This is a genomic window from Rhodococcus sp. p52 (assembly GCF_000763325.2).
GTDB lineage: Bacteria > Actinomycetota > Actinomycetes > Mycobacteriales > Mycobacteriaceae > Rhodococcus > Rhodococcus pyridinivorans.
This window is the reverse complement of sequence record NZ_CP016819.1, coordinates 3,667,189-3,692,740: the sequence shown is the minus strand read 5'-3', so window position 1 is coordinate 3,692,740 and position 25,552 is coordinate 3,667,189. Positions and strand designations below refer to the sequence as shown.

Below are 25,552 nucleotides of genomic sequence, written 5' to 3'. Positions count from 1 at the left end.
CCCGTCGGTTGCGCCGCCTAACCTGTCACGGTGAGTGAATCAGGCCGAGCGCGGTTCGGCGCGATGGAGGACGCGTTGGTGCGGGACGACCGCCTGCGCCTGTTCTCGTTCGCGACGGCCGAGAAAAGGGTGCACTACCTGTGGGTTCTGCGCGCATTCGATCACGCGCGCGGCAACTACTCGGTGCTGTTGCACGCCGGCGACGTCGAGAACGTCCTCACCCGACTGCCCGGCGCGAGCGGCGACGACGTGCCCGATTCCTCCGAGATCCCGGCGCTGCTCGAGCAGCTGCACGCGTGGGGTGTGCTCGAACGCAGCTACGACGGATCCCGGGCAGCGACGCTCGCCGAGTACCGCAACCGGCACTACGTCTACCAGTTCGGGCAGGCGGGCTACCGGGTGTTCCGCGCCGTGGAGGACGTGTTGTCCTCCCGCGGGGAGGACGTCTCGCTGTCACGTCTGGCCCTTCCCGATCTGCTTGCCGATCTCAACGATCTCGCCGACGCGAACGCGGCCGGCGACGGCGAGCTGGTCTACCGGAAGTTGAGCCGCCTCGACGCGACGTTGTCGGACATGGCCGAGCGCGCCGCCCGTTTCTATCTCGTCCTCGGCGAGCTGGTGCGCACCACCGAGGTCACCCCGGAGACCTTCCTCGCCCACAAGGACGCGCTGCTCACCCATATGCGCGAGTTCAGCACCGACCTGGCCCGCTACGCCCCGAAGCTCTCCACGGCGCTCGACCGGGTACAGGCCACCGGGGTTCAGAAGCTCACCGCGGCCGCGGCCCGGCACGACGAGCGGGTGCTGCTCTCGTTCGAGGAACGCGAAGCGGACTGGGCGCAGCGCTGGTGGGGCGTCGAACACTGGTTCGTCGGTGTGGGCTCCGAACCGAGCGAATCCGAACGCCTGCGCGGCGCGACCATCAACGCGATCTCCGCGGTGCTCGGGCTGCTGCGCCGGCTCACCGAGCAGCGTCGCGGGGGTGTCAGCCGCGAGTCGCAGCTGCGGCATCTCGCGGGCTGGTTCGCTGCCGCGCCGTCCGAGGAGGCCGCGCACGCACTGTTCGATGCGGTGTTCGACCTGGGCCGGCCCCGACACTTCTCCGTCGCCCATCCCGATGCCGACATCGTGCCGGTCACCCGCTCGTGGTGGGAAGCGCCTCCCGTGGAGATCGCCCGCACCCTCGCCGAGACCGGCCGGCGCCCCGCAGCGGGAGCGCCGGGGCGGATCCAGCGCAACGACGCCGGAGTACGGCGGCTGCGCGAGGCGCAACTCGAGAAGCAGCGTCGCCGGGCCGAAGCGGCGCGTTCCCTCGCCGCCGGAGGGGTGCGCGAACGGAAGCTGAGCGAACCGGAAGCAGAGGTGCTGTTGAGCCTGCTCGACGCCGCACTGTCGGCCCGCGTGCCCGTGAGCGGGCGGGTGCGCAGCGACGATGCGTCCTCTGGTACGCAGAACGGCGTCAAGCTCACCCTCCGACCGAGCGGCGAGTCGACGGTGGTGCACACCGCGCGCGGGCGCCTGTATCTCGACGGTCTGTCGGTGGAGGTGCGATGAGGGCGCGTTCGATTCCGTCCGTCGAGCTGGATTCGTATCAGCGCGCCGCGCGGCTGGTGCTCACCCACCACCTCGTCACCGCGACCTTTCCCGACCGGTCGGCACTGGCGACGGTGCGCCGCTGGGCCACCGAGCTGCGGGAGGATCTGCTCGCCACCTTCGGATACCGGCTCGAGGTCACCGAGACCACCGCGCGGCTGTTCACCGTCGCCGATCGCCTCGACGCGGGGGCGGGCACGTCGACGCACACCGGCCGGCCGTTCGACCGGCGCCGCTATGCCTATCTCGCGTTGGCGATCGCGGCGCTCGGTCGCGGCGCCGGGCAGATCACGCTGTCCGAACTCGCCGAGCACGTCGCGTCCGAGGCCAGCCGGGTGGACGGTGTCGAGCTCGACACCGAACGTGCCGCCGATCGCGATGCCTTCGTCGATGCCGTGACCTGGCTCGGCGTGCGCGGGGCGATCACCCTCGCCGACGGTGATGCGGGCAGGTGGGCGAGCGATCCCGACAGTGGTGAGGCGCTCTACGACGTCGACCGCGCGGTCGTGCATGCCCTGTTCCGGCCACCGCGGGCGTTGCAGCACCTCGAATCGGTGCGCGGTCTGCTCGGCAATGCCGGTGCCCCGCAATCAGATACGGCGGAGGTCCGGAGGCGGGTGCGACGCGCACTGGTGCAGCGTCCCGTGGTGTACGCCGACGATCTCGACGACGACGAAGCGCTGCAGTTGGCGTTGCCGCGCACCACCGACGAAGTAAAGTTGCTCACCGGCCTGGTGTGTGAGCGTCGCGCCGAAGGTGTTGCGCTGGTGGATACCTCGGGACGACTGTCAGATGTACGGTTTCCGAACACGGGGACGGTCGCGCAGGTCGCGCTGTTGCTGGCCGGGGAGATGTGCGATCGCGTCCTCGATCCCGACGCCCCTGCCCCACCCCGGATACCCGTACCTGCACAGACACAAGACGCTCTCCTCGCGGCCGTCGATTCCGCGATCCCGAGGTCGACGGTGTTCACCCCGCTCGCGGCGTCCGACACCCCGATCCCCGACGAGCTGGAGCAGGACGACGCCGCTCGTGCCCCGCTCGAGCATCCCTTGCTCGAGGATTCGTGGCTGGCGGGCACGGTCGGGCGCCTCGTCGACATCTACGGCCGGACCTTCGCCGCGCAGTGGCAGGCCGACCCTGCGGGACTCGCCGAGGCCGCGGTGGACATGCTCGACCGGCTGCGGCTGGTGGCCCGGGTACCCGGCGGGGTGCTCGTCCTGCCCGCGATCGCGCGCTTCCGCGGCGTGACGGTCAGTGTGCGCGAACGTGATCCGGAAATCGACCTGTTCCCCGAGACCACCCCACCGACAGTCCCCGCACCCGATACGAACCCGACGGAGATCTCATGAGCAGCGCCCGATTCCGCCCCACGCGTGCCGGGATCATCAACCTGTGGGACTACCGCGACCAGGAGTTCTCGTTCGCCGACGGACGACTGGTGCTGCGCGGACCGAACGGGTCGGGCAAGACGAAGGCGCTCGAGGTGCTGTTCCCGTTCGTGCTCGACGGCCGGATCGAACCGCGACGTCTGAACCCGTTCGCCGGCGAGGAGCGCACCATGCGCTCGAACCTGCTGTACCGGGGGCAGGACAGCGCCCACTCGTACGTGTGGATGGAGTTCTGCCGCGGCCGCGCCGACGACCCGGAGGCCGTCACCATCGGCATCGGGATGCGCGCCACCCGCGGCAACGACAAGGTCACCCGCTGGCATTTCGTCGTCGACGGCCGTGTGGGAGTCGACTTCTCGCTGCTCGACGACGAGGACCGACCGCTCACCCGCAAACAACTGGTCGATCAGATCGGGGCCGACGCGATCGCCGATCGTCCCGTCGACTACCGGGCGGCGATCGACGCGCGCATGTTCGGTCTGGGCGCACAACGCTACGACCAGCTGATCAACCTGATCCTCACGCTGCGCCGCCCCCAGCTCGCCAAGAACCTCGACCCGAAGGGCCTGTCGCAGGCGCTGACCGACGGTCTTCGTCCCCTCGACGACGATCTCATCGTCGAGGCCGCCCGCTCGTTCTCCGCGATCGAGGAGGTCGAACGCACCCTCGAATCCCTCGCGGCCGCCGACGATGCGGCGCAGCAGTTCGTCAAGGTGTATTCGAAGTACATCCGGCAGCAGGCCCGTACCGCCGTCGACAAGGTCGCCACCCGTCTCGGGGTGGTGGACACCGCGGTGCGGTCGCTGCGTGAGGCGGCCGAGGCCCGCACCGAGGCCGCCACCGCACGCACGGCCTCGGAGGAACAGCTCCTGGTGGCCGAACGTGACCACGAACAGGCACGCACCACCCTCGAGGCACTGCACCGCTCCAGCGCCTACGAGGGCAAACAGCAACTCGACGACCTCGCCTCGGCGGTGAAGAACCTCGAGCGCACCACCGCCGCGCAGGCCGAGCAGGCGAACCGCGCCCAGGCCGTCGTGGCCGACCGGCTCCGCGACCACGACAGTGCCCGCGACGCGCTCGAGACGGCGACGGCGGCACGTCGTCGCGCCGAGGACGGGCTGAGTGCGGCGGCCGAGGACGCCGGCATCACATGGACCGGTCTCGACGGCATCGAACGGACCGAGCAGCTCAGCGCGGCGATCGACGCGCTCGCCGAGGAACGCGACGCCGACGTGCGCGTGGTGCGCAGCGCACTGTCCCAGCTCGACGGTGCCGCCGCTGCGCGGTCGCGGGCCGAGGCTGCCGCGGTGCGTGCTCGCGCGCAACGCGGCACCGCGTCGGCCGCGGTGGAGGCCGGCGAGACCATGGTCGAGCTGTCCCGCAGCGAGGTCGCCGCCGAGCTGGGCCGGTGGTGGTCCGATCGCGCCGAGACCTTCGCGGCTGTGGGCCTGTCCACCCCGGTCTTCGAGGTGCTCGACACCGCCTTCGGCACCGTCGGTCAGGACGATGCCCCGTCCCCGGCGGCGGTGCTCGCCGAGCGCACCGGGCCCGTGCTCGACGACCTGCGGTTCCGGCGTCGCGTGTGCGGCGCGGAGATCGAATCGCTCGGCACCCGGATCGCCGAACTCGAGGCCGAACGCACCGCCGTCGCAGCCGAAAGTGACGACGCTCCCCCGACCTTCCCGGCCCGCACCGGCAACCGTGACGATCTTGTCGGCGCCCCGCTGTGGCAGCTCGTCCGGTTCCGCGACGACGTGTCGACACAGGACGCCGCCGGTATCGAAGCGGCATTGCAGGCCGCGAACCTGCTCGACGGGTGGATCACCGATGGCGACCTGCCGGACATCGAGTCGGAGCAATTGTTGGTGCCGTTGGCGCCCGAGCACCGGCCGAGCGGTCCCACGCTCGCGGATGTACTCGTTCCCGAGCCCGACACGGCCGTCCCCGAGGAACGGGTCGCCGCGGTGCTGTCGTCGATCGCGTGGGCCACCGACCCCGGACCGGGCGCGCGGGTGTCGGTCGATGCGCACGGCGGGTTCCGGCAAGGAGTGCAGCTCGGTCGCCACGTCAAGGAGCAGGTCGAGTTCATCGGGGCCACCGCCCGCGCCCGGCGTCGGCAGCGTCGCATCGTCGAGCTCGAGACCACCATCGCCGAATGCCGCGCCGACGTGGAGTCGCTGCGCGAGCAGGACCGCGAGATCGGCGACCGGCTCACCGCACTCGACGACGCCGCGAAGTCGTTGCCGCGCACCGGATCCGTGCTCGCGGCTCTGCGCAAGGTCACAGAATGCGCCGGTGCGCTGCGGACCGCATCCGAGTCCGCGGCCGCCGCCGACCGCGACCTGGACCAAGCGATCGCCGCGGTCGCCACCAAAGAACAGCACCTGCGGTCGACGGCCGGCCGACACCGGGCACCGCTCACCGCGACGGAACTCGACAGTCTCGATGCGGCCGTGCGGCACTTCCGTTCGCAGGGCCAGGCCTTGCAGCGCGCGCTGCGCGAGCAGGTCACCTGCGGTGATCGCCTCCGCGACAACGACGTTCGCCTCGACGAGGCGCGGGTCTCCGCCGAGAATGCGGCCGAACTCGCGGCGGAGAACGCCGAGACGCTGGCCAACGAGCAGCAGAAGCTCGAGACGCTACGCGAGTCGATCGGGGCGAGCGCCGACCGAATCGATGCCCAGCTCGACGAGGCCCGGCGCCGAATCGAGGCGGCGAAGACCGCCGAGCGGACCGCACGTAAGGCCCACGAGTCGGCGCTCGAGCGGATCGGCAAGGCCGAGGCCGCCCACACGGGCGCCGAGCAGACACTGCGGTCGGCGCTCACCGAGGCCCGCGCCGACGCCGATGCTCTGGCTCCCTTCGCCCGCCGCGACCTGCTGACCCTGCTAGGCGTGGAGAGCGAGCACATGTGGCCGTCCAGCGCCGCCGCGTGGCTCGACGCCGATCAGCTGACCTATCGGATCCGGCAGTCCCCCGACGACACCGTCGACGTGCTGCCCACCGAGGTTGTCGCGTTGTTCCGGGCACTCGACGCCGCCACCGACTCGGTCACGGCCTCCGAGTCGACCCGCAAGTCCACCGCGTCTGCACTGACCTCCGCGCTGCAGGAGTTCGACGCCGAACTCGCCCGGGGTCGCGACTACCGCCTGCATTGGGACGCTGCCGACGGCATCACCGTCGTGCAGGTACAGGACGAACAGGGCTACACGTCCGTCGCGGCCTTCGCGCAACGTATCGCCCGAGCGCGGCAGGAACAGGAGACCCTGCTCACCGACTCCGAACGGCGCATCCTCGAAGACGCGCTCCTCACCGGTCTCGCGCAGCAGATCCACGAGCGCACCGTCGACGCCCGCGACCTCATCGCCCGGATGGGTACCGAGATGCGGCAACGGCACATGTCCTCGGGCAACACCATCGGGGTGCACTGGGTGCTCGCCGACCATCTCGACGAGCCGGCCCGGGCGGTGTGCAAGCTCCTCGACCGCGACGCGTCGATGCTGGCACCGGACGATCTCGCGGGGATCCGCGCGCATTTCGCGTCGCGGATCCGCGCGGAGCGGGCCGCGCACCCGGAACGGTCGTACCCGGAGATCCTCGCCGCGACGCTGGATTACCGCCGGTGGCGGGTGTTCTCGTTCAGCCTCGTCGGCGCGGACGGCAGCGAGGACCGCCTCACCCCGGCCCGGCACTCGGCGTTGTCCGGTGGCGAACAGTCCGTCTCCCTGCACCTGCCGTTGTTCGCCGCGGCGCACGTGATGCTCGATTCGGCCGACCCGCACGCGCCGCGCCTGCTCGCCCTCGACGAGGCCTTCGCCGGCGTCGACGACACCGGCCGCAGCGAATTGCTCGGCCTGTCCGTGCAATTCGACCTCGACCTGTTCATGACCGGTTTCGACCTGTGGATCACTTATGCGGGCGTGCCGGGGTGCGCGCACTACGACCTGTCGCATTCGGTGGCCGAGCACACCGTCGCCACCACGCTGCTGGTGTGGTCCGGTGGCGAACTGCTCGCCGAGCACGACGGGTCGGATCTGGAGAGCGCGCTGGGATCCCCGCGCACCCGACGGATCACACGCCCGGTGGAAGGAGCCCTCGAGTTCGCCTGATCATGACGACGGTCACTACGGCGTGTTCCTCCTCGATCGAGGCTCTCACCTGCGCCGCGGACCTACGATCCGGAAGATGACGAGGCTTCGGGTATCCAGACTCATCGTCGGCGCCGCGACCGTGGTCGGGCTGCTGCTGGGCACGAGCCCCGCGGCAGCGGCACCGGCACCGGGCGCGCGGGTGACCGCGTCGCCGGACGGTTTCGCGCTCGACGGTCGGGCCTGGTGGCCCACCGGGTTCAACGCCTACCAGCTCGCCACCGACTGGTCGGTGAACTGGGGATGCGGAGCGATGGTGAACCTCGACGCCTATTTCGGTACGTTGCCCCCGAATTCGCTCACCCGCTTCAATCTCTTCCAGGCGCTCGCCGTCAACCGGTTCACCGGGCAACTCGACTTCGGACCGATGGACGCGGTCTTCGCCGCGGCCGAAGCGCATGATCAGATGCTGCTGCCGGTCCTGGCACCACAGGACGGCGCATGCGAGGACGAGGTCTTCAAGGGACGGCAATGGTACGTCGACGGGTGGACCGAATTCACCCCGGGACACGAACAGGTGGTGATGAGCTACCGGGACTGGATGCACACCGCCGTCGCCCGCTACCGGAACTCACCATCCCTCGCAGCATGGGAACTGGTCGGCGAACCGGAGACGAGTTCATGCACCGACCCCGCGTGCCACTGGTGGACCCGGTCGTGCGAGCCCGGCGCCGCGCAGGTGCTGCGCGACTTCTTCGACACGGCCGGAGCCGAACTGCGCGCCGTCGACCCACGCACCCTGATCACCGCGGGTTACACCGGGGGCGGTCAGTGCGGCACCCAAGGTGACGAGTACCAGTTCGTCAGCGCCTCCCCCTATGTCGATGCCGTGCAGTACCACGACTACGGCGCCGACGGCGTGCCGTTGCCCGGCGATCAGTGGAACGGTCTCGCCCGGCGGGTCGCGCAAGCCGCAGCCGTCGGAAAGCCGTTGCTCGTGGCGGAGATCGGTGAGCTCGCCGGGTCCTGCGGGTCGCTCGGTGACCGCGCCGACCACATCACCACAAAGATCGAGGGCCAACGCGCCGCCGGCACCGCAGGTGCACTGCTGTGGGCGTTCGTGCCCGACCCGAGGGAAGCCGACTGTACCTACGACATCGGATTCGACGACCCGTTGTGGGATGTGGTCGAGGACCTCGGATCCGTCGAACCCTCCACCCTCCCGAACGCGCAGTTCTCTCCGTAAGAGCAGTCCTCACACATCGACGGTCAATCGACGCTCGCGCCCAGAACGATTGCATGGTCACCGGTCTTGTCCATCTCGTCATCTCCGTCGTCCGGTCGACTGTCGCACTCCGTGCCTGTACACGAAGTCTGTGGTGGCGATCGTCGAGGGTCGCGAGTAGCGCACTACTCGATTCGGAATCCGGTTGACCGGCCGCGGCGGCACTGCTTCGATCGGTGCCATGAGCGACCGCACGCGCCTGACCCGCAAACCCGAACGCGGCACCGACGATCCGGCGGTGCTGCACCGGCTTCTCGACGAGGCCCGCATCGCGCACGTGGGTTTCGTCCGCGAAGGATCGCCTGTGGTGCTGCCGATGGCGATGGGCCGCGACGGGGACCGGTTACTGCTGCACGGCTCGACCGGCGCCGGCATGTTTCTCGACGCGCGGTCCGGGATCGAGGTGTCGGTCGCGGTGACGCATCTCGACGGGCTCGTCTTCGCCCGGTCGGCCTTCGACCACAGCATGAACTACCGCAGTGCGGTGTTGTTCGGTGTGGCCACACCGGTCGCGCCGGGCGAGAAGGAACACGCATTGAAGGTGGTGACGGAGCATCTGATTCCCGGTCGGTGGGACGAGGTCCGGTCGCCGACACCGAAAGAACTGGCCGCCACCACGGTCCTGGAAGTGCCGCTCACCGAGGTGAGCGTAAAGGTCCGGGCGGCCGGACCGGGAGAGGACGCCGGGGACGGTGAAGACCACTCCGTGTGGGCGGGAGTGGTGCCGTTGCGGACCGTCGCCGACGATCCGATCCCGTCACCGATCACCGGGTCCTCGACCGCGTTGCCACGCTCCGTGCGCGCATTTCTGTGACATCGAACGGGCTGTCCGTTGTGACATCGAAGGGGCTTTCCGTCGTGTCCGCCCCCGAATCCGACATCGGTGATGAAAGGATGCCCGCGTCGAAGGAACAGATCGGAGTCGCCGCGAGTGCCATCAACGTCCGTGTCCGTGAAAGCCGCACGCAAGCGGCTCGGTGAGCTGGTCCGGGAGGTCAACGACGAGACCGTCGCCGTCGAGATCGTCGGCAAACGCGGCACAGGCGTCCTGATCTCCAAGGACCGCTATGCGGCGCTGCAGGAGGCAACCTTCCTGCTCCGCTCCCCCGAACTAATGGACAGCCTGCGCCGGGAGATGCAACGTTCGCTCGAGGCCGCCGCGTCGACGGGCCGGCGGCAGCCGCCGGCTGCTCGCCGGCGCGCGAAGAACAAGAAGAAGCGCAAGAAACGGCGTCGCGCCCGTTGACCGTCTCCATCCCGTACATCTGCACACCGCCGCCGAGCACTGCGGCCGGGCGGTGCAGATGCCGGAAGTCTCGCCGCGAGGCGGTGAAAGCGGTCGTCCAGCTCGCCGATCCCGCGGCCGCCTCCGACGCGAGCTCGCCACCTGCAAGTGCCCGACCGGAGTCGAGTTCGTGCGTAACCGGCCGCGCGATCCGACCCGCACCCGACTGGTCCAGAATCGACCGAGACCGGTGTTGTTCGCGAAATCCGTTGGGAACTCGCGAACAACACCGGTCTCGATTCGTCAGTATCGGGCGGTCAGGTGCCGCAGAAGGTCCGGAAGGACTCGGCGAACGAACGCGGTGCGGGCGAGACGTATTCGTTCCACTCGGCACGCGCCTCGAAGGGATGTGTGACGACCTCGAGCAGCCTCGCGAACGGTTCGAGGTCGCCGCCGGTCGCTGCCTTCAGCGCGGCGTCGACCTGATGATTGCGCGGGATGTACAGCGGGTTGACGCGGTCCATCGCCTCCGCCCTCTCCCCTGCTGCCCGGTCGTCCCGCTCGGCCGCGGCGTGCCAGCGTTCGAGCCACGGCGCCGAGCGCTCACGCGGCACGAGTCCGTCGAGGGGTGCCGGATTGCCGCGCAGTTCGTCGGCGAGGGCACGGAAGGTCACCGTCCAGTCGGCGCGGTGCTCTTCCAGCAGCGTCAACAGATCGTCGACCAGTTCCTGATCGAGAGAGTCCTCCGGGAGACCGAGTTTGGCGGCCAGACCGGACCGGTAGTGACGCTCGTAGCGGGTGTCGAAACTGTCCAGAACAGCGGTGACCGCGGCGATCGCCGCATCCGGAGTCGAATCGACGAGTCTGAGCAGGGTTTCGGCGAAACGCGCCAGATTCCATTTCAGGACGGCGGGCTGGTTGCCGAACGCATAGCGCCCGCTGTGGTCGATGGAACTGAACACCGCCGCCGGATCGAAGGCGTCGACGAAGGCGCACGGACCGTAGTCGATGGTCTGCCCCGAGATGGTGGTGTTGTCGGTGTTCATCACCCCGTGGACGAAACCGACGAGCATCCACTGCGCCACCAGCGACGCCTGCGCCTCGACCACGGCGGTGAACAGTCCCAGGTAGCGGTTGTTCTCGCCGGTCTCCGGCAGGTCGAGCAGATCCGGATAGTGCCGGGCGATCGCGTGGTCCGCCAGTGCACGCACGACCTCTCCCTGCCGCGCCGCGAACTCGAAGGTCCCCACCCGCAGGTGGCTGGCCGCGACACGGGCCAGCACCGCGCCGGGCTCGGCACCCTCGCGGTGGACCGGCCGACCGGTCGCCACCACCGACAATGAACGGGTGGTCGGAATGCCGAGGGCGTGCATGGCCTCGCTCACCAGATACTCGCGCAGCATCGGCCCGACGACCGCGAAGCCGTCCCCACCCCGGGAGAACGGAGTGGGCCCCGAACCCTTGAGATGCAGATCGACGCGGTCACCGTCCGCGTCGACGAGTTCACCGAGCAACAACGCCCGACCGTCGCCGAGCAGCGGAGCGTATCCGCCGAATTGATGTCCGGCATAGGCCATCGCGACCGGCTTGGCACCCGCCGGCACCTCCGCGCCGGCCAGGACGGCGACGCCGTCGGCGCTACGCAACGCCGCCACGTCCAGTCCCAGCGACACCGCGAGGTCCTCGTTGAGCGCGAGCAGTTCCGGGTCGGGGACCTCGGCGCCCTGCCACGGCACCGACAATCCGCTCAATTCGTCGGCGAAGGAACTGCCGAGACCGGATATCGTGGTGTTCGTGCCGACGGGGAAATCCGGAATCGCAGTCATCCTTCGAGGGTAACCGTGTGAGACCGACGCATGTCGCGGGCGAGGAGCACGCCGGTGGAGCCCGGTCACCGGCGGCGCATCATTCCGCCCCGGACCGGGTATCCGCCCCCGTGCACACCGACCCGGACGATCCTCGCCGTCCCATCCGGCGGATCCAGGTCCGCGACGTCGCCGAGCACCTCCGCGATGTCCTGCGATCCGGACCAGCGGACCGGCACGACCATGTGATCACCGGCATCAGCGACGATTCCCGGACGGTGCGCCCCGGCGATCTGTACGTAGCGCTACCCGGACACCACGCCCACGGCCTGGACTTCGAAGCCGAAGCCGCCACCCATGGCGCGGTCGCGGTGCTCAGCGACCGGCCGTCGCGCCTGCTGCCCGCCTTCGTGGTCGATCGACCGCGCGACGTGGTCGGCCCGTTGGCGTCGTGGATCCTCGGGCATCCCTCCCACGACCTGCAGGTCCACGGCATCACCGGCACCAACGGCAAGACGAGCGCGACCTATCTCCTCGACACCGCACTCGCGGCCACCGGCGTGGTGACCGGCATGATCGGCGGGGTCGTCGTGCGCGGTCCGGCCGGCACACGACCCGCGACCCGCACCACTCCCGAGGCCTCGGTCGTGCACCGCACGCTTGCCGAGTTCCGTGACCAGGGCGTGCAGGCGGTGACGCTCGAGGTGTCCTCGCACGGCATCAGTCAGGGCCGCGTCGACGGTGTGCGGTTCCGTACCGTCGCCTTCACCAATCTCGGGCCCGACCACCTCGACTTCCACCACACGATGGAGCAGTACTTCGCCGCCAAGGCGGCACTGTTCACCGCCGACCGCACGCAGACGGCCGTGGTGAACATCGACGACGAGTACGGGCGACGTCTGGCGGCCTCCGTCGACGTGCCGCTGTGGACGCACTCGACCTGCGATGCCCGCGCCGACGTGTACGCGGACTCGATCCGGTGCGATCTCCACGGCACCTGCTTCACCGTGCACACGCCGGCCGGGAGTGCGCCGGTGCGACTGTCGCTGCTCGGACCACACCAGGTGGCCAATGCGCTGACGGCGCTCACCTCGGTGGCCGCCGTCGACGGCGACGTCCTGCAGGCCGCAGCGGGTCTGGAGACCCTCGCGGGTGTGCCCGGCCGGCTCGAACGCGTCGACGCCGGTGAGGGTGTTCTCGCGCTCGTGGACTACATGCACAACACGTCCGGGCAACGCGAACTGTTGCCCTTCCTCCGGTCGCTCGCCCCCGAGCGGCGACTGGTCCTCGTGATCAGCGCGACCGGAGAACGCTATCCCGGCAAGCGATTTCCGCTCGGGCACACCGCCGCGACCTACGCCGACGTGGTGGTCGTGACCGACGACAGTCCCCTCTCGGAGGACCCGCGTGTGCTCAGGGATGCGGTCGCCGAAGGTGCCTTCGCAGCGCGCAGCGCCCGCGTCGTCGTCGAGGCCGACCGACGTCGCGCGTTCGACATCGCCATCGCCCACACCGGTCCCGGAGACGTCGTCGTCGTGGCCGGACGGGGATGCGAGCCACGCCTGGTCTCCGGGGACACGGTGCAGGTGTTCGACGACCGGGACGAACTGCGGCGCGCACTGCACCGCGCGCACCGGAGGTCCACCTCGCGCGTGCCCCGCTGCTGAGGACTGCCGGGTTCCTAGGCCTGCAGGCCGGGTTGCCCGGGCAGGATCGTGAACGACGCCGCCGTCGACACCGGCGCGTCCGGTTCGGTGACCGTGTCGAGCACCCGGAAGTCGGCGTGCACGGCGTCCGGGGTGATCATGGTACGCACGTAACCGCGCCGGTCGTTGTGGAACTTCAGGTGCGGGTTCGCCGGCATGTGGTCGACCTGCGTCGCGCCGGTTCCGTTGCCGTTCGACGTGATCGACGTGCACACCAGTTCCGAACCCACTACCGGCGCGTCGGGATCGGTGAAGTCGACCTTGATGTCGTTGGCCCAGTGCCGGTGCACGTCGCCGGTGAGCACGACGGCGTTGCGTACCGGCGAATCCACCCAGCCCTGGGTGATCCGACGACGTGACGCCGCGTACCCGTCCCAACCGTCCATACTCACCTCGTCGCCCTCAGGGCTCGGGTCCTTGTCCTGTTCGGCGAAGAACACCTGCTGACCGAGGAAGTCCCACTGCGCGGTGGAGGTGCGGAAACCGTCGAGCAGCCACTGTTCCTGTTCGGTTCCGGTGAGTGTTCGTGCCTCGTCGTGACGTTCGGCGACGTTCTTCTTCCACCCGTCGCCGGCGGCCTGGTCGTCGCGGTACTGACGGGTGTCCAGCATGTGGAAGTTGGCGAGATCCCCCCACTGGATCCGCCGGAAGATCTTCATGTCGTGCCCCCGCGGTGTCGACGAGGGTCGCAGCGGCATGTTCTCGTAGTAGGCCTGGAAGGCGGCGGCGCGGCGGGCGAGGAAGTTCTCGGTGGTCTCGTTGCTCTGAGCGGCGTCGGTGTTCTCCGGAATCGTTCCGGCCCAGTTGTTGTCGACCTCGTGGTCGTCCCACACCACCAGCCACAGTGCGATCGCGTGCGCGGCCTGCAGATCGGCGTCGGCCTTGTACTGGGCGTGACGTTGCCGGTAGTTCGCCAGGGTGACCGTCTCGGGTCCGTCAAGCGAGCGGACGAGACCGGTGTCGCTGGTGTAACCGCCGCTGGTGTACTCGTACAGGTAATCCCCTAGGTGCAGAACGAGATCAGGGTTGTCCTCCGCCATGCGCCGGTAGGCGGTGAACCAGCCGTGTTCGTACTGCGCGCAGCTCGCGAACGCCATCGTCAGAGCCGCCGCGGTCTCGGTGGCCGACGGTGTCGTCAGCGCCCGCCCCACCGCACTCATGTGGTCGCCGGTACGGAACCGGTAGAAGTACTCCCGGCCCGGACGCAGCCCGAACAGTTCGACGTGCACGGAGTGGGCGCTGTCGGGGACGGCTCGTTCCTCACCGCGTGCGACGACACGGGTCATCTTCTCGTCCTCCGCGACCTCCCACTGCACGGTGACGGGACGGTTCGGCATGCCGCCGAGTCCGTCCTCGGCGAGCGGGTCGAGCGCGAGGCGGGGCCAGATCACGAATCCGTCCGGCACCGGGTCGCCCGAGGCAACACCCAGCAGGAAGGGGTCGCCCTTCACTCCCGGCGCGTCGGCGCGCGCGTATCCGGTGACACCGACGGAGGTGGCTGCGGTGACGACAGTGATTCCGAGTCCGGCCGAAAGGAACGATCTACGTGACAAAGGCATGGCCACGGAAGGTAGTGGCCGAATCTCCTTCGCACGGAATACGTTACCGAACGTAGGAAGAACACTCGGAAACATTTGGGGATACGCCGACAGGGGTCGGCAGCACCGCATCGAGGTCTACGATGAGGAGGGGCCTCGAACGGAGGAGACTGTCATGGTTTTTCCCGCACTCACCCACGTCGCCGTCACCGTCTCGGATCTGGCCGCAAGCACGGCCTGGTACTCGAACCTCTTCGACGCCACACCGGTCCTCGACGAGGACGACGAATCGGGCACCTTCCACCACGCGGTCTTCGCACTCGACGGTGGCACCTTGTTCGGCTTGCACACCCACCCCGGTACGCCGGCGCAGGCGACTTTCGACGAACGGAACACAGGGCTCGACCACATCGCATTCGGTTGCACGGCGAGCGATCTCGAGAAGTGGCGCGATCGGCTCGACACCCTCGGAGTTCCGCATGGAGACATCAAGAACGCCTCGTACGGTTCCGGGTTGTCGTTCCGCGATCCCGACAACATCGCGCTCGAATTCTTCGCGCCGCCGAGCTGATCACCCTCGCCCCCAGCGACGATCCGCCGCGCCCGGATGCTCTCTAGCGCAACCTCCGCCGCGGACGATAGCTCAGTCGCGGACGATAGATCGACGTTGCCCATTGAATGGCGTCCTCGAGTTGCCGCTCGCTCATCTCGAACACTTCGTCGACCTCCGGCTCCACCGGCTCGCAGGGACAGTAACCGTTTGCAGGTCCGGCATAGGTGGACAGGACGGCACCACCTTCCACGACGAACACCCCGGGGTAGATCTCGCACGCGAAACGCCGGTTCGCCAGGACCCGATGGGTGACCTTGACTTCGTACACCTTCGTTACCTCCTCGGAAGCCCGAGTGTTCGGACCGGGTAATTTGCAAACCTGCAGAACTCCGCAGCGAACCGATCGAGTCGAATACTCGCGGTCGTCCAGCGATTGCTCGAATTCACGCCTGACGGCACGATGCTTCGCTCTGCCTCGACGGGAGTTCCGCGAACGAGGCCAGAGCAGCAGCGGGAAGTTGCCGACAATGCGACGGCTTGTATGCCGACTGACGTTTACGCATCAAGTCGAGGTTGAACTTCGCAGCCGCAGCGCGGACGTGCTTCGATTTCAGAGCTGAACGCACGAAGCGGATGTCATCGACAATCAAGCACTGCTCGAATCCTCCGCCGGACTTGTGGGTCCCCTCGCCGAACATCACTCCCCGAGCGGCGAGCAACACCCGGCCCCACCTACTGACCGGGAGATAGCGACTATCGACGAAGAACACGGCGGCTATGTCGTCCGACCCGTCGGAGACCGCAATATAGAACGTCTCCAGAGCAGCCATGGAGACGCAGAAGATTCGCCTGCGGTTGGAACTCGGGAAACAACTCACCGTCCAGAATGTCGCTTCGGTACGGCACGGATACGGCACGCACCGGGAGAGGTACAGTCCGAGTGCCGCGACGATCTGGTCGTATCGAGGGTGTTCCTGGAGCCGTCGGAAGTCGCCGGCGTGCGCGGCAAGCTGACTCGCATCGAGCTCAACCAGGGCGGATCCGTCGCGCGCGTTCATGTCGATCGGATTGCGTAGCCAAGCGTCTTGCCCGGTCTTGCTGACCAACTGGTCGAGAGTTGACGGTCCGATATGACCGCTGGCATGTTCCCGGTTCCGGACGATGAGTCCGCTGCGCTGCGCGTCGCGGACCAGGCGTCGTTCGACTTTTCTCCGCTCGACCTCGTCACCGGGATGAGGAAGAAAGCGGAAGATGCGCGCATCGGGGTGCTGCTTCGAGTGTCGAGGAAGCCTCGAAGCAGCGTCTTTGGCAATACCGATATAAACGTCGTGATTCGCACATTCGAACAGGTACAGACCACACCTGTCGACGGGGAAATCCTTCTTGAATCGCTCGAAACCGCGACTGTCGAACGTGTAGCTGCGAGGCCTGTACCCCTGCCGGGTCGCCCAGTCCACCACCTTGCGGTCGCTCGACCATCCAGGATGGCGTTCCACCTCGATATTGCTTTCGACACGCACGCATCGAATAGTACAAAGCGGAATTTCTGCCCTTCACATGCGGGCAGACGAACGACAAAGCTCGTGGCATTTGTTCTGCCGGCCCTACCCTCTCAAGATCGGTCAGCGGATCGTCACTTCGGCCGTGCAAGTCGGTTCTGCAACCTTCGCTCCTTTTCTCGGAGCTTCGCCAGACGCGCTCGACCGCTTACCGTTTGGTCGTAGCTCTGCTTCTGTTCGTCTCGTATACGCAACTGCACGGATGCGAGAAGTCGCCGATCGTCTGCTGGCTCGGGGATTTCAGCATTCCCAGAACGCTTCGTTCTTCTCTTCGGCTTCTTCCTCGAGGCGGCACCTGTGGTCACCGAGACCGCGGAGGCGCGCTTGGTGCCAGGTTGGCTCGCACGAGACTTCTCAGTGCTTTTGCCCGCTTTCTTCTTCGTCGGCTGCCGCCGTACATTGTTGAGGGTCGTGCGCGCCTTCGCAGCCGCTGTGCGATGTCGTTCCTCCTCCGGACTCTCGGACCTGACGGAGCCGCCGAGTGGGCGCAGCCCGTTGGAGGCCAGATACTTCTCGGCCGTGGCGATAGTTCGTTCATGTTTGGCGCAGCGCTTGCATCGTTTGGGGTCTGATCCCACAACAGCATTCGGTGCGCCACACCAACTGCACTTCGTGGGCCGTGTACGCGAAGCATTCTTGCGAGGGGCGATCGGATCGGCGACAGCATCCTTGATGTCACGAGCACCCCATACCGGCGTACGTGCTTTGCTCGCGGGAGCACCGGTGTGCAGATGGACTCCCGATCGTCGTGCACGGACCATTCCACCCTCCGAAGGTCGTGAATATGCAAACCAACTCACAGCAATGGACGACAGTGCTACCGCATTATCGTCCATTGCTGCTCTCAGAAGAATTCGTATCGTTGTCGCGACACGAAGAACCCGCTCGCCGTCGCGTCGTGACGACACGTCACGCCCACACGATCGATCGCGCAGGTGAACCCGTGCGCAGTGATCTGATGGTCGTAGGGGAAGGAGGACGACGCGGCCGATTCCCGCGTTATCTTGTTCACGCCGGCGGTGATAGCACCGAGGGAGGTGCTGCCCTGAGCATCGACCGAGATCAGATTTGCCTCGACGGTCCGACTTCCACCACTCCCGGCGAGCGGTACGCGAACCCCTTCGACGAGCGGTTCACCGGCCGGCGACACGCAATTCGCCGCAGCGGCGCTGATGGAGCACAAAAAGTCTCCACTCGGCGCGGAAATTTTGCATACCGAATCACCAGGATATCCCGGCGACGCACAAGCCCCTGCGTCGAGACGAGGGTAGTCGAACGGATCGGCTCCATTCGCGCCCCGGTTCGCAGCCACCGACGCGGACGCATCTCGCTCATCGTTCTGCGCGAGGCCAGGCACCACGGCCAGCACTATCGCCAAGGCCAGGACGGTCGCTGCAACAATGATCCACGGTCCGATTCCGGACGCCTCGACGTTCGGCATCCGTGGTACCGGATTCGAACTCGGTAGGTTGATCACTCGGGTTCCACCCGCGAAGCGATCATGAATTCCTTGCCGTGCCGGGTTCGCGGTGACCGATAGGCCGAGCCACAGCACGACGATCACACCGATCAGGGGCGTCCCGATCTCCACAACTGCCCCGACGTTGCTGTTTACGAGGGAGATGCCGCTCCCGACCACTGTGAGAAGGCCGAGCAGCATGAACAGGTTGCGACGCCGAGCCTGATCCGCGGTGGGGGCATATCCGTGAGCCCCTATTACCGCCAACCCCAGAATCCGTTTTCCTATCGTCTTCCCGAAACGTTCTTCCATCAGCGAGAAGTATGCAAACGGGACCGTGGCCGCCACAGTCCGGACGAGCAGCTCTGCGACGGTCGCTTCGACACCCTCCCCTGCCTGATCTATCAACGTGAACACGAGTGAGACGAGCAAGGCGGTGACAATCGACACGAGCACTAGGTCGACGATGAACGCCACCAGGCGATACATCACGATGGCGGGTGTTCCAGGCACCCTCGGTTGTCGCTCGGCCGGAGGGGCCTGTGTCCGGGCGAAGTGGAAGGCCGATGGTCCCGCCGGTCCACCCGGCTGGGCAAGCGCGACCGCGACCTGCCTTTCGAAGACCATCGCGATGACGGCGCACCCCGTCAGAAGTAGGGACAGAACCAAGGCGGCGATGGCACCGATTCCCGGCGAGACCGAAGCGACCATGTAGACGTCGGCGTACATGCCCTCCGCGTTGGCGAGCACCCACAATGAGCCGATCAAGCCGCCCACACCGGCCACGCCAGTGGCGATTGCAGCCATCCCTCGATAGCGGGTACGCCCATACACCAGGCCGGCGATCACGGCGAGAATGCCTAGAGCGAGCGCAAACCCGCCTGGGACACCACCAGCGGACTCGAAGGCCTCTTCCGCGCTCGCGGCCACGAAACGGTCCGCTGCGGAGCCGAGCCCCGTATCGACAGCAATCGACGCATCACCCAGTCCCGAGACATGTAGGCGCAAGGGGACGCCGCCACCCGTGACTGCCACGTCACCCCGCACCTCAGCCCATGGAATTGCGACCGAGAATGCCAATACCGCACCTAGGACGACCATCGCCCAGTGCAGCGCCCACCGAGGAGTGCCACGCTGGACCGCACCGGGGTCCGATGACGATGCGCCTGTCGGCCCCGCCGGGTTGTTGTTGGTATGCACGTCGGAGTCGACCTCTCACACGTCGATGTGTCGCTGTTGGTCGATTTCGTCGTCGCATCGGCGCGAAACGTTACTGTTTCGGCCTCCTAGTGCCCTCGAGGAGTCGACCGTTGAACGCCGCATCATCCGCCGCGATCGCTCAGAGGCCGCGGGGTCCAACAGGTAACAACTGCGCCCGCCGCGATATGAACGTAGACCGATCTGCGGCACTGTGACGAGTACGGATACCGACCTCATATCGTATGCGGCGAGCAGCGTGCCAACGGGTGACGAGGTTGGGGGATCTATTCGCCACTATCCGTTCGGTGGATCTGTCGACGCATCGCGACGATGTCCCGCGCACGCGGCTCGTCCCCGAGTCGCACCGCGAGGGTCTTCTCTGCCAGCCCTGGCGGAAGTGCTGCAGAGAACTTCAATCCGGCCACAGCATTCGGCGCGACATGCGGGACCGTCCACACAGGATCGGCCAGAGCCGCGCGGACGTCGGCCGGCGTGATACCCGGGAGCAACCGCAGCGACTTCTCATCGACTCGCTGGCGGGGATCCACCAGTGTCGGAAGGGACGCCTGTAGCGTGCGGTTCGCGGCCGTTCCTGCCCAGGTCCACCAGCGGCCGGACCCTTCCGACGGCATCATCAGCACAGTCGCTTCCGCGTCGACGGTGTCTGCGTAACCCTGACGCAGTTCCGCAAGCACCTGGTCTGCGCGTCGGGTGAGGGTCACGCCTGTAGGCGTGACGCCGAGGAGCACTGCACGCATCCCCTGCGTGACGTCGAAACTCACTCCGCTACCGGTGCCGGACCACTTCGCCTTGCCGCCACCGTCTACGGGTTCGACGAAGCACCGTCGTCGTTGCCAATCGACGTGGGTCACCAGCCATGAGCGACCGCCGAGCAACAACACGCGGGGTCCGTCGACCTCTTCGACGAGCAGGTCGGTACCCACGGTGCCGACCTCATTGCGGCCGGCCAGCACCGTGAACTCGGGCGGCGCGCTGAAGACGGCGGTCAGGTCGGAAAAGTAACGACGTCCGAACCGGCGCTCAGCCTCGGGGCCGATGTACAGGAAGCTCTCGTCCCGCTCGAAGAACCCCTCCGAGCAGAGAAACGCCATGATCTCGTCGGCGTGCTCGTCGAAGATGGGCAGCGATCCCCACCAGTCCCGCCAGCTCTTCTCCCCCAGCCGGTGTTCCTGCAGACACAGCGCCAGTATCTGCTGGGCAGCGATGTGCCGAGGGGACGGTGGGGCGACGATCGGTTCGACCCATCCCCGCGACCAGCATTCGAGCATTCCCAGGGTGAGCAGCACCTGTTCGTCGTCGATGCCGAGGAACAAACAGTTGCGGACAGTGCCCGGACGACGCCCGGTGCGGCCGAGCCGCTGGAGGAACGACGCGACGGTACGGGGAGAACCGATCTGGATGACGCGGTCGAGGTCGCCGACATCGATACCGAGTTCGAGGGTGGACGTCGCGACGATCACCGTGTCCCGAGCATCGGCGAAGGCCGCTTCGGATCGACGCCGTTCGGCCGCTGAGAGCGACGAGTGCGACAGGAAGGTCGTGGTCCCCCGTTCCCGCAGGGCCGCGCCGAGTTCTTCGGCGCGGCGCCTCGAGTCGACGAACACCAAGCGCTTTTCACCCTGATGCAGGGCGGCGATGACTCTGGCGGCATTGTCGATGGACCCGACGTAGTCGACGGTGATCTCGGGTGAGGAAGCCGCAGCGCCCACCGCGGGGTCGACGACTCGGCGAGGACGGCCGGGTGTCCCTCCCTGCAACCACTGCAGCAATTCGTCGGGGTTGCCGACCGTTGCGGACAGGCCGATGCGCTGCAGCGGGCGGGCGGCGATACGTGCGAGTCGTTCGAGCACGGCGAGGAGGTGCCAGCCCCGGTCGTCGCCGGCGAACGCGTGCACCTCGTCGACGACGACGGCCCGTAATCCGGCGAACAGCACGCGCGGGTCGACCTTGGTGGACACCAGCATCGCCTCGAGGGATTCCGGTGTGGTGAGCAGAATGTCGGGGCGTTCGCGCACGATCCTCTGGCGCGCGGACTGACCGACGTCCCCGTGCCACACGGCGGCAGTGCGCCCCAGCCACTGGGCGTAGCTGTGAAGACGTGGTTGGAGGTTGTTGAGCAGCGCCCGCAGCGGGCACACGTACAGCACCGAGGTGCCCTGCCAATCGTGTTCGGCCATCGCCGAGAGCAACGGAAAAGCTGCGGCTTCGGTCTTGCCACCTGCGGTGGGGGCGAGTACGAGTGCGTCGTCACCGGCAAGGATAGGTTCGACTGCTGCTGCCTGGGTCGGGCGAAGGCCGTTCCAACGCAGGGTGTTCGCGAGGTGGTATTGGACACCTGGATGGAGGAGCTCGAACGACTCGGTCGGCATCAGGTCTTCTTCTTCGGCACCACACGCTTGGTCGCGCGTCGCGGAGCGCCCACCCGCGCCTTGCCGATGACCCTCTCCGCTTGGTCGCGCCAGCGGGGCTCGTCCACCCCATCACGGTCGTCTGTGGTGAACAGGACACCGTTGGAACCACCCGCTTCGGAAATCCCCTGCGCTGCGTACCACGCCCGCTTCTTTTCCCAAGCAGCCGCGTACGCGGGGTTGTCGAGCATGCCCAAGTGCTCCCAGTACACGGTGCGGCCGTCGGCGGTCGTGATGGTGAAGTCCGGGACGCGAGTGCGACCGTCGCCGCCTACGAGGGGTTGCTCATATACCCATGATCCCGGCGCGATGTCTTCGAGGATTCCGGCGATGATCAGTTCGTTCTTGCTGCGCACCAGGACACCGGTCTTACTGACGTGCACGAGACCTGCGTCCAATCGGCCCAGATCAGGTCCGCTCGAGGTGCGCACGCTCACCGGGTCGGGTGGAAGGGTGAGGTCCGTCATCCGACGGCCGGTGTCGGAACCGCTTGCGCGGGTCAAGTCGAGAAGTTCGTCGATTGGTCCCTCATGGCAGAGCACCACCCGGTCGGTCTGGCGGGTCAACGCCGTATACAGCAACTCGCGGGATACTCGACGAGCCCCCGCGGGGAGCATTACCACAACCAGACCGAACTCGGAGCCCTGCGCCTTGTGAACGGTGAGCGCCCATGCAAGTTCGACCGGTGCGTCCGTCTCGGAGGAGCCCATCGTCGTAGTGAATCGCCGGCCGAGCTGACTGGAGTACTCAACCTGTGTCTTCCACGGCGGATTCTTCATTGCTTTGGTCTTGATCTGCCCGATGACGACGCCGATCTCGCCGTTCGCGAGATACCCCTTCGATTCGCCCTCGGTCTTGGACCAGAACCACGCCCGCGACCTGTTGCGAGTATTGACAACCTTGTCGCCCAACACGATTCGTTCCGGTCCGAGCGGCTCGGGTACGCTTCGACTCTTTCCCCACATTTGCGCCTTGTGGAGTTCGAAGCCGCGGTGCGTCTCCTTCAAATGCCGGTTCAGCCGGACAGTGCCGTAGGTGTAGTTTCGGAACGGCGAGAGAATCTGCCAACTCTCGATGTGGGCGGCAGCATCGAAGTAGTTCACGTACGGCTCGACAGTAGCCCCGTACGACGCTGCAAACGAACGGCCGTCATCGTCCGTGCGCACACCGAGCTCGTCGGCCAGGACATCATCGATCACCTGCTCCGGGGACCGCCCCTCCCACGCGACCGCACGTAGAGATGGCATCTTGTCACCGCGGCGGATTCGTTCCCAGACGTCGTCGAAACCCTCCGGAATTTCGTCACCGGCGAACCACTTGGCCAGCATCAGATCGTCGCGAACGTGCCCCTGCTGGCGGCGCAGCACAGTCAACTCCGCCCATCCAGGCGCGACCGCCGGCCAGCGTCCGTCATGTCCGCCACGCGCCGCACGTTCGAGATCGACGAATGGTCTTCCTTCACCGATCGGAGGAAGCTGACGCGGATCGCCCACCAGGATAAGACGGTCCGGCGGCACGAGAGCATCCATCAGCGCCGCAAGCATCGTCTCGGTGAGCATCGACGCCTCATCCACCACGACCAGGCCGTACTTAGCGCGGTTACCCGGATCACCCGTCACGCGGTACCGTCCGGTGTTCCCGTCATACCTATCGGTGCGGGCGAGGAACTGAGCCACGGTGACAGCATCGTGGTCGGCCTTCTTCGCCAGTTGCACGCGGGCTTTGCCGGTGGGTGCAACGAGCAGCACGCCTCGGTTTGCAACCGTCGGATGATGGATCAGGGCCTTGACGAGCGTCGTTTTGCCTGTGCCGGCGGGCCCATTGAGTACGGTGAAACGCCCGGCGTACATCTCCCGTAGGGCCGCCGTCTTCTCGGTTCGGGCACGTCGTTCGAGTTCGATATCGCCCGGGTCGTGCTTGTCCAATGGGCCCAGCATGGCGTCGAGTGCCGTGTCGAGACCGCTCGGCACCACGTGGCGTGGCTGGGCTCGCAGCATGTCGGACATTTCTCGGATCGTCTCGCGCACCAACACGAGGGTGCGCAACTTGTAGGCGGCGCTGCCGTCTGCAAGGCGCGTTCCGGCGATCACCGGCCAGACTTCATTGGGATCGTCATCGAAATTCTCGGGTTCGAGATCGTGGCCCTCGAGCACCTGGCGGGTCAGCGGTAGGGGCCGAACGAGCGCGCGTCGCTCGATTCGATCGAGCATGTCGGGCAGCGACACCACGGTGTCCCCCTCCGCGGCGGCGGTAGCAAGTTCCGACGCGAGCAAAGCCTCCACGCGACGTCCGTCGATAGGGTCATCAAGCACGTCGGTGACAGGAAGAGGGTGCCGGGACAGAAGTTCCGGTGATCCGAAACAGCCCCGGTCGACGGTGTCGAAATCGATGGGCTGATCGTCGTCCAGGCTGCATGTGACCAGATAGTAGGGATTCTCGAGCAACTCGTCCCGTGTGAGCTCTACGGATGTCTGCTTGTCGAGTACCGCTTCGACCTGGTCGTGCGTCAGGTCGAAGCGGACCAGCAACCGAAGCGCGTCGCGATCGAGTTGCTCAGTCTTCCGCCAGATCCTGCGGCGGGTGTCGGTGAACAGTGCGTTCACCGCCCCCTGTAGGCGCTTGCCGTCGAGACCCGCACACAACGTCGTCCACGGGTCCTCACCGTCCGGCGTAGCCGCTGCGATCAGCCTCGCACTGTAGGTGGGATGCTCGAACCCGAGGCGTCCGAGAACTGCGGGCAGGCCGGGTGCGACTCCCCGGCGGTGCCATGCTGCGTTCATCTGGGCGTCGAGCCAATCGAACGACGTAGCGGGTACCGCACAACCGAGTTCACGTGCAGCCTCCGCTGCCGTGCGCAGCGTCATCAGCGCCGCGACGGCGCTGTCCGGCGAGACGTGCTCGGTGACATACGAGAATTCGCGATCGGTCTCCGGGGCCGGAGCCAGCGCAGCGGAAACATCCACGCCCTGCGCGGACAGATGCGCGAGTTCCTGCATCGGCAGGAGAATGCCACCGGATCCATCAGGACGCAGGGTATGGCGAAGGGTTGTCTCCCACATGTGGTTCGGGAATGCGGTGGGCCCGGTAGTGGGCCACCGGTCGGGTAACCGCACGTCATCGACGAGAGCAGCGCCGACCAAGAGACGCCCGGTGTCTTCGAACGGTGAGTGCCGCAAATAGAAGAAGACCAGCGACTGATTCGGAGTGACATGACGGAAGAAAGTCTCGATGAGTGCCTTCTGGTTGTCGCCGTGCAGAACCCAGGTCATCCTGTCCGGGTTCTTGAACCCGATCGCTTCGAATGCCTGTTGTTCGGATTCGTCGCTGTAGCCGTCGATGCGCTCCTCGGCAAGCAGTCCACCGGTATTGACCCGCGCCATCCAGTAGTAGGGAGTCGCGTGCACCGACCAGGCAGGCAACGTCAGCGCCGCTTCGGAGACACCCGCGAGCGCTGTGGTCCATCCGTAGGGGTGCTTCTTAGGGATGTGCACGGTGTGGGGACTCAGGAAGGTGACGCGCTCTTCGACACAGGGCGGAAGGGTTCCGACGACCTCGTGGAACGGCAGACCGGCAGCGGACTGTTCGAGCTTGTCGTTGCGGTTCTCGCCGATGTTGTTGAGTAGGACACAACTGGTGTTGCGTGCCGGATCGCTACAAACGGCCCCGTTCCATCCGGAATCGTGCCACGGCACGCGGACGGACAGGTGCTGCACAACAT

15 protein-coding genes are annotated in these 25,552 nt (G+C 67.0%); 8 read left to right on the top strand and 7 right to left on the bottom strand.

Translation table 11 applies throughout. The features are described 5' to 3' along the window. The first annotated feature begins 63 nt into the window (after positions 1-63). The 6 genes from IM25_RS17035 to IM25_RS17010 all read left to right on the top strand — a co-directional run bounded on the left by IM25_RS17035 (position 64) and on the right by IM25_RS17010 (position 9,606). Complete coding sequence (locus IM25_RS17035) at positions 64-1,554, top strand: TIGR02677 family protein (RefSeq protein WP_033096668.1); 1,491 nt, start codon at positions 64-66, stop codon at positions 1,552-1,554. Next, positions 1,551-2,945: a TIGR02678 family protein gene (locus IM25_RS17030; protein WP_006551991.1), complete on the top strand. Its 1,395-nt coding sequence runs from the start codon at positions 1,551-1,553 to the stop codon at positions 2,943-2,945. Before IM25_RS17035 ends, IM25_RS17030 begins: the two co-directional genes overlap by 4 nt. Next, the gene (locus IM25_RS17025; protein ID WP_033096667.1) at positions 2,942-7,096 is read left to right on the top strand and encodes a TIGR02680 family protein; all 4,155 of its coding nucleotides are present in this window, start codon (positions 2,942-2,944) and stop codon (positions 7,094-7,096) included. Before IM25_RS17030 ends, IM25_RS17025 begins: the two co-directional genes overlap by 4 nt. Before the next feature lie 76 nt (positions 7,097-7,172). Continuing rightward, positions 7,173-8,321 (top strand): beta-mannosidase, encoded by a 1,149-nt coding sequence (locus tag IM25_RS17020; RefSeq protein ID WP_033096666.1) that lies wholly within the window; start codon positions 7,173-7,175, stop codon positions 8,319-8,321. A 220-nt stretch (positions 8,322-8,541) separates the two neighbouring features. Then, positions 8,542-9,174 (top strand): pyridoxamine 5'-phosphate oxidase family protein, encoded by a 633-nt coding sequence (locus IM25_RS17015; protein WP_006551988.1) that lies wholly within the window; start codon positions 8,542-8,544, stop codon positions 9,172-9,174. Between the two features lie 132 nt (positions 9,175-9,306). After that, complete coding sequence (locus IM25_RS17010; RefSeq protein ID WP_019289349.1) at positions 9,307-9,606, top strand: type II toxin-antitoxin system Phd/YefM family antitoxin; 300 nt, start codon at positions 9,307-9,309, stop codon at positions 9,604-9,606. Between the two features lie 296 nt (positions 9,607-9,902). On the opposite strand, the gene IM25_RS17005 is transcribed toward IM25_RS17010, so the two are convergent. Next, a complete protein-coding gene (locus IM25_RS17005; protein WP_033096664.1) occupies positions 9,903-11,411 on the bottom strand; it encodes a protein adenylyltransferase SelO in 1,509 nt (502 codons plus the stop codon). A 17-nt stretch (positions 11,412-11,428) separates the two neighbouring features. Between IM25_RS17005 and IM25_RS17000 the strand changes: the two genes are divergently transcribed. Beyond that, positions 11,429-13,057 (top strand): Mur ligase family protein, encoded by a 1,629-nt coding sequence (locus tag IM25_RS17000; RefSeq protein WP_232333343.1) that lies wholly within the window; start codon positions 11,429-11,431, stop codon positions 13,055-13,057. 14 nt (positions 13,058-13,071) lie between these two features. Here the strand turns inward: IM25_RS17000 and IM25_RS16995 are convergent, their stop codons facing one another. Beyond that, positions 13,072-14,655 (bottom strand): alkaline phosphatase D family protein, encoded by a 1,584-nt coding sequence (locus IM25_RS16995; RefSeq protein ID WP_065996183.1) that lies wholly within the window; start codon positions 14,653-14,655, stop codon positions 13,072-13,074. A gap of 154 nt (positions 14,656-14,809) precedes the next feature. On the opposite strand from IM25_RS16995, the gene IM25_RS16990 reads away from it, so the two are divergent. Then, positions 14,810-15,205 carry a VOC family protein gene (locus IM25_RS16990; protein WP_033096662.1) on the top strand — a complete coding sequence of 132 codons (396 nt, stop codon included), beginning with the start codon at positions 14,810-14,812 and terminating at the stop codon, positions 15,203-15,205. 43 nt (positions 15,206-15,248) lie between these two features. Here IM25_RS16990 and IM25_RS16985 read toward each other — a convergent pair whose 3' ends face one another. The 5 genes from IM25_RS16985 to IM25_RS16965 form a co-directional block, all read right to left on the bottom strand. Next, on the bottom strand, positions 15,249-15,515 hold the full coding sequence (locus IM25_RS16985; protein ID WP_033096661.1) for a hypothetical protein: 267 nt from the start codon (positions 15,513-15,515) through the stop codon (positions 15,249-15,251). A 115-nt stretch (positions 15,516-15,630) separates the two neighbouring features. Beyond that, positions 15,631-16,707: a hypothetical protein gene (locus tag IM25_RS16980; protein WP_157126960.1), complete on the bottom strand. Its 1,077-nt coding sequence runs from the start codon at positions 16,705-16,707 to the stop codon at positions 15,631-15,633. Positions 16,708-17,590: 883 nt separating this feature from the next. Beyond that, on the bottom strand, positions 17,591-19,240 hold the full coding sequence (locus IM25_RS16975; RefSeq protein ID WP_198162501.1) for an RDD family protein: 1,650 nt from the start codon (positions 19,238-19,240) through the stop codon (positions 17,591-17,593). Positions 19,241-19,689: 449 nt separating this feature from the next. Next, positions 19,690-21,795, bottom strand: coding sequence for a DEAD/DEAH box helicase (locus IM25_RS16970; RefSeq protein WP_033096658.1), 2,106 nt, complete (start codon positions 21,793-21,795; stop codon positions 19,690-19,692). Then, positions 21,795-25,547 (bottom strand): AAA family ATPase, encoded by a 3,753-nt coding sequence (locus IM25_RS16965; RefSeq protein ID WP_198162500.1) that lies wholly within the window; start codon positions 25,545-25,547, stop codon positions 21,795-21,797. The genes IM25_RS16970 and IM25_RS16965 overlap by 1 nt, the downstream gene beginning before the upstream one ends. Positions 25,548-25,552 lie beyond the last annotated feature (5 nt).

Excerpts from the sequence above, each read along its gene's own strand:
- IM25_RS17035 (WP_033096668.1), top strand. The coding sequence starts at position 64 with ATGGAGGACGCGTTGGTGCGGGACGACCGCCTGCGCCTGTTCTCGTTC.
- IM25_RS17030 (WP_006551991.1), top strand. The coding sequence starts at position 1,551 with ATGAGGGCGCGTTCGATTCCGTCCGTCGAGCTGGATTCGTATCAGCGC.
- IM25_RS17025 (WP_033096667.1), top strand. The coding sequence starts at position 2,942 with ATGAGCAGCGCCCGATTCCGCCCCACGCGTGCCGGGATCATCAACCTG.
- IM25_RS17020 (WP_033096666.1), top strand. The coding sequence starts at position 7,173 with ATGACGAGGCTTCGGGTATCCAGACTCATCGTCGGCGCCGCGACCGTG.
- IM25_RS17015 (WP_006551988.1), top strand. The coding sequence starts at position 8,542 with ATGAGCGACCGCACGCGCCTGACCCGCAAACCCGAACGCGGCACCGAC.
- IM25_RS17005 (WP_033096664.1), bottom strand. The coding sequence starts at position 11,411 with ATGACTGCGATTCCGGATTTCCCCGTCGGCACGAACACCACGATATCC.
- IM25_RS16995 (WP_065996183.1), bottom strand. The coding sequence starts at position 14,655 with ATGCCTTTGTCACGTAGATCGTTCCTTTCGGCCGGACTCGGAATCACT.
- IM25_RS16990 (WP_033096662.1), top strand. The coding sequence starts at position 14,810 with ATGGTTTTTCCCGCACTCACCCACGTCGCCGTCACCGTCTCGGATCTG.
- IM25_RS16970 (WP_033096658.1), bottom strand. The coding sequence starts at position 21,795 with ATGCCGACCGAGTCGTTCGAGCTCCTCCATCCAGGTGTCCAATACCAC.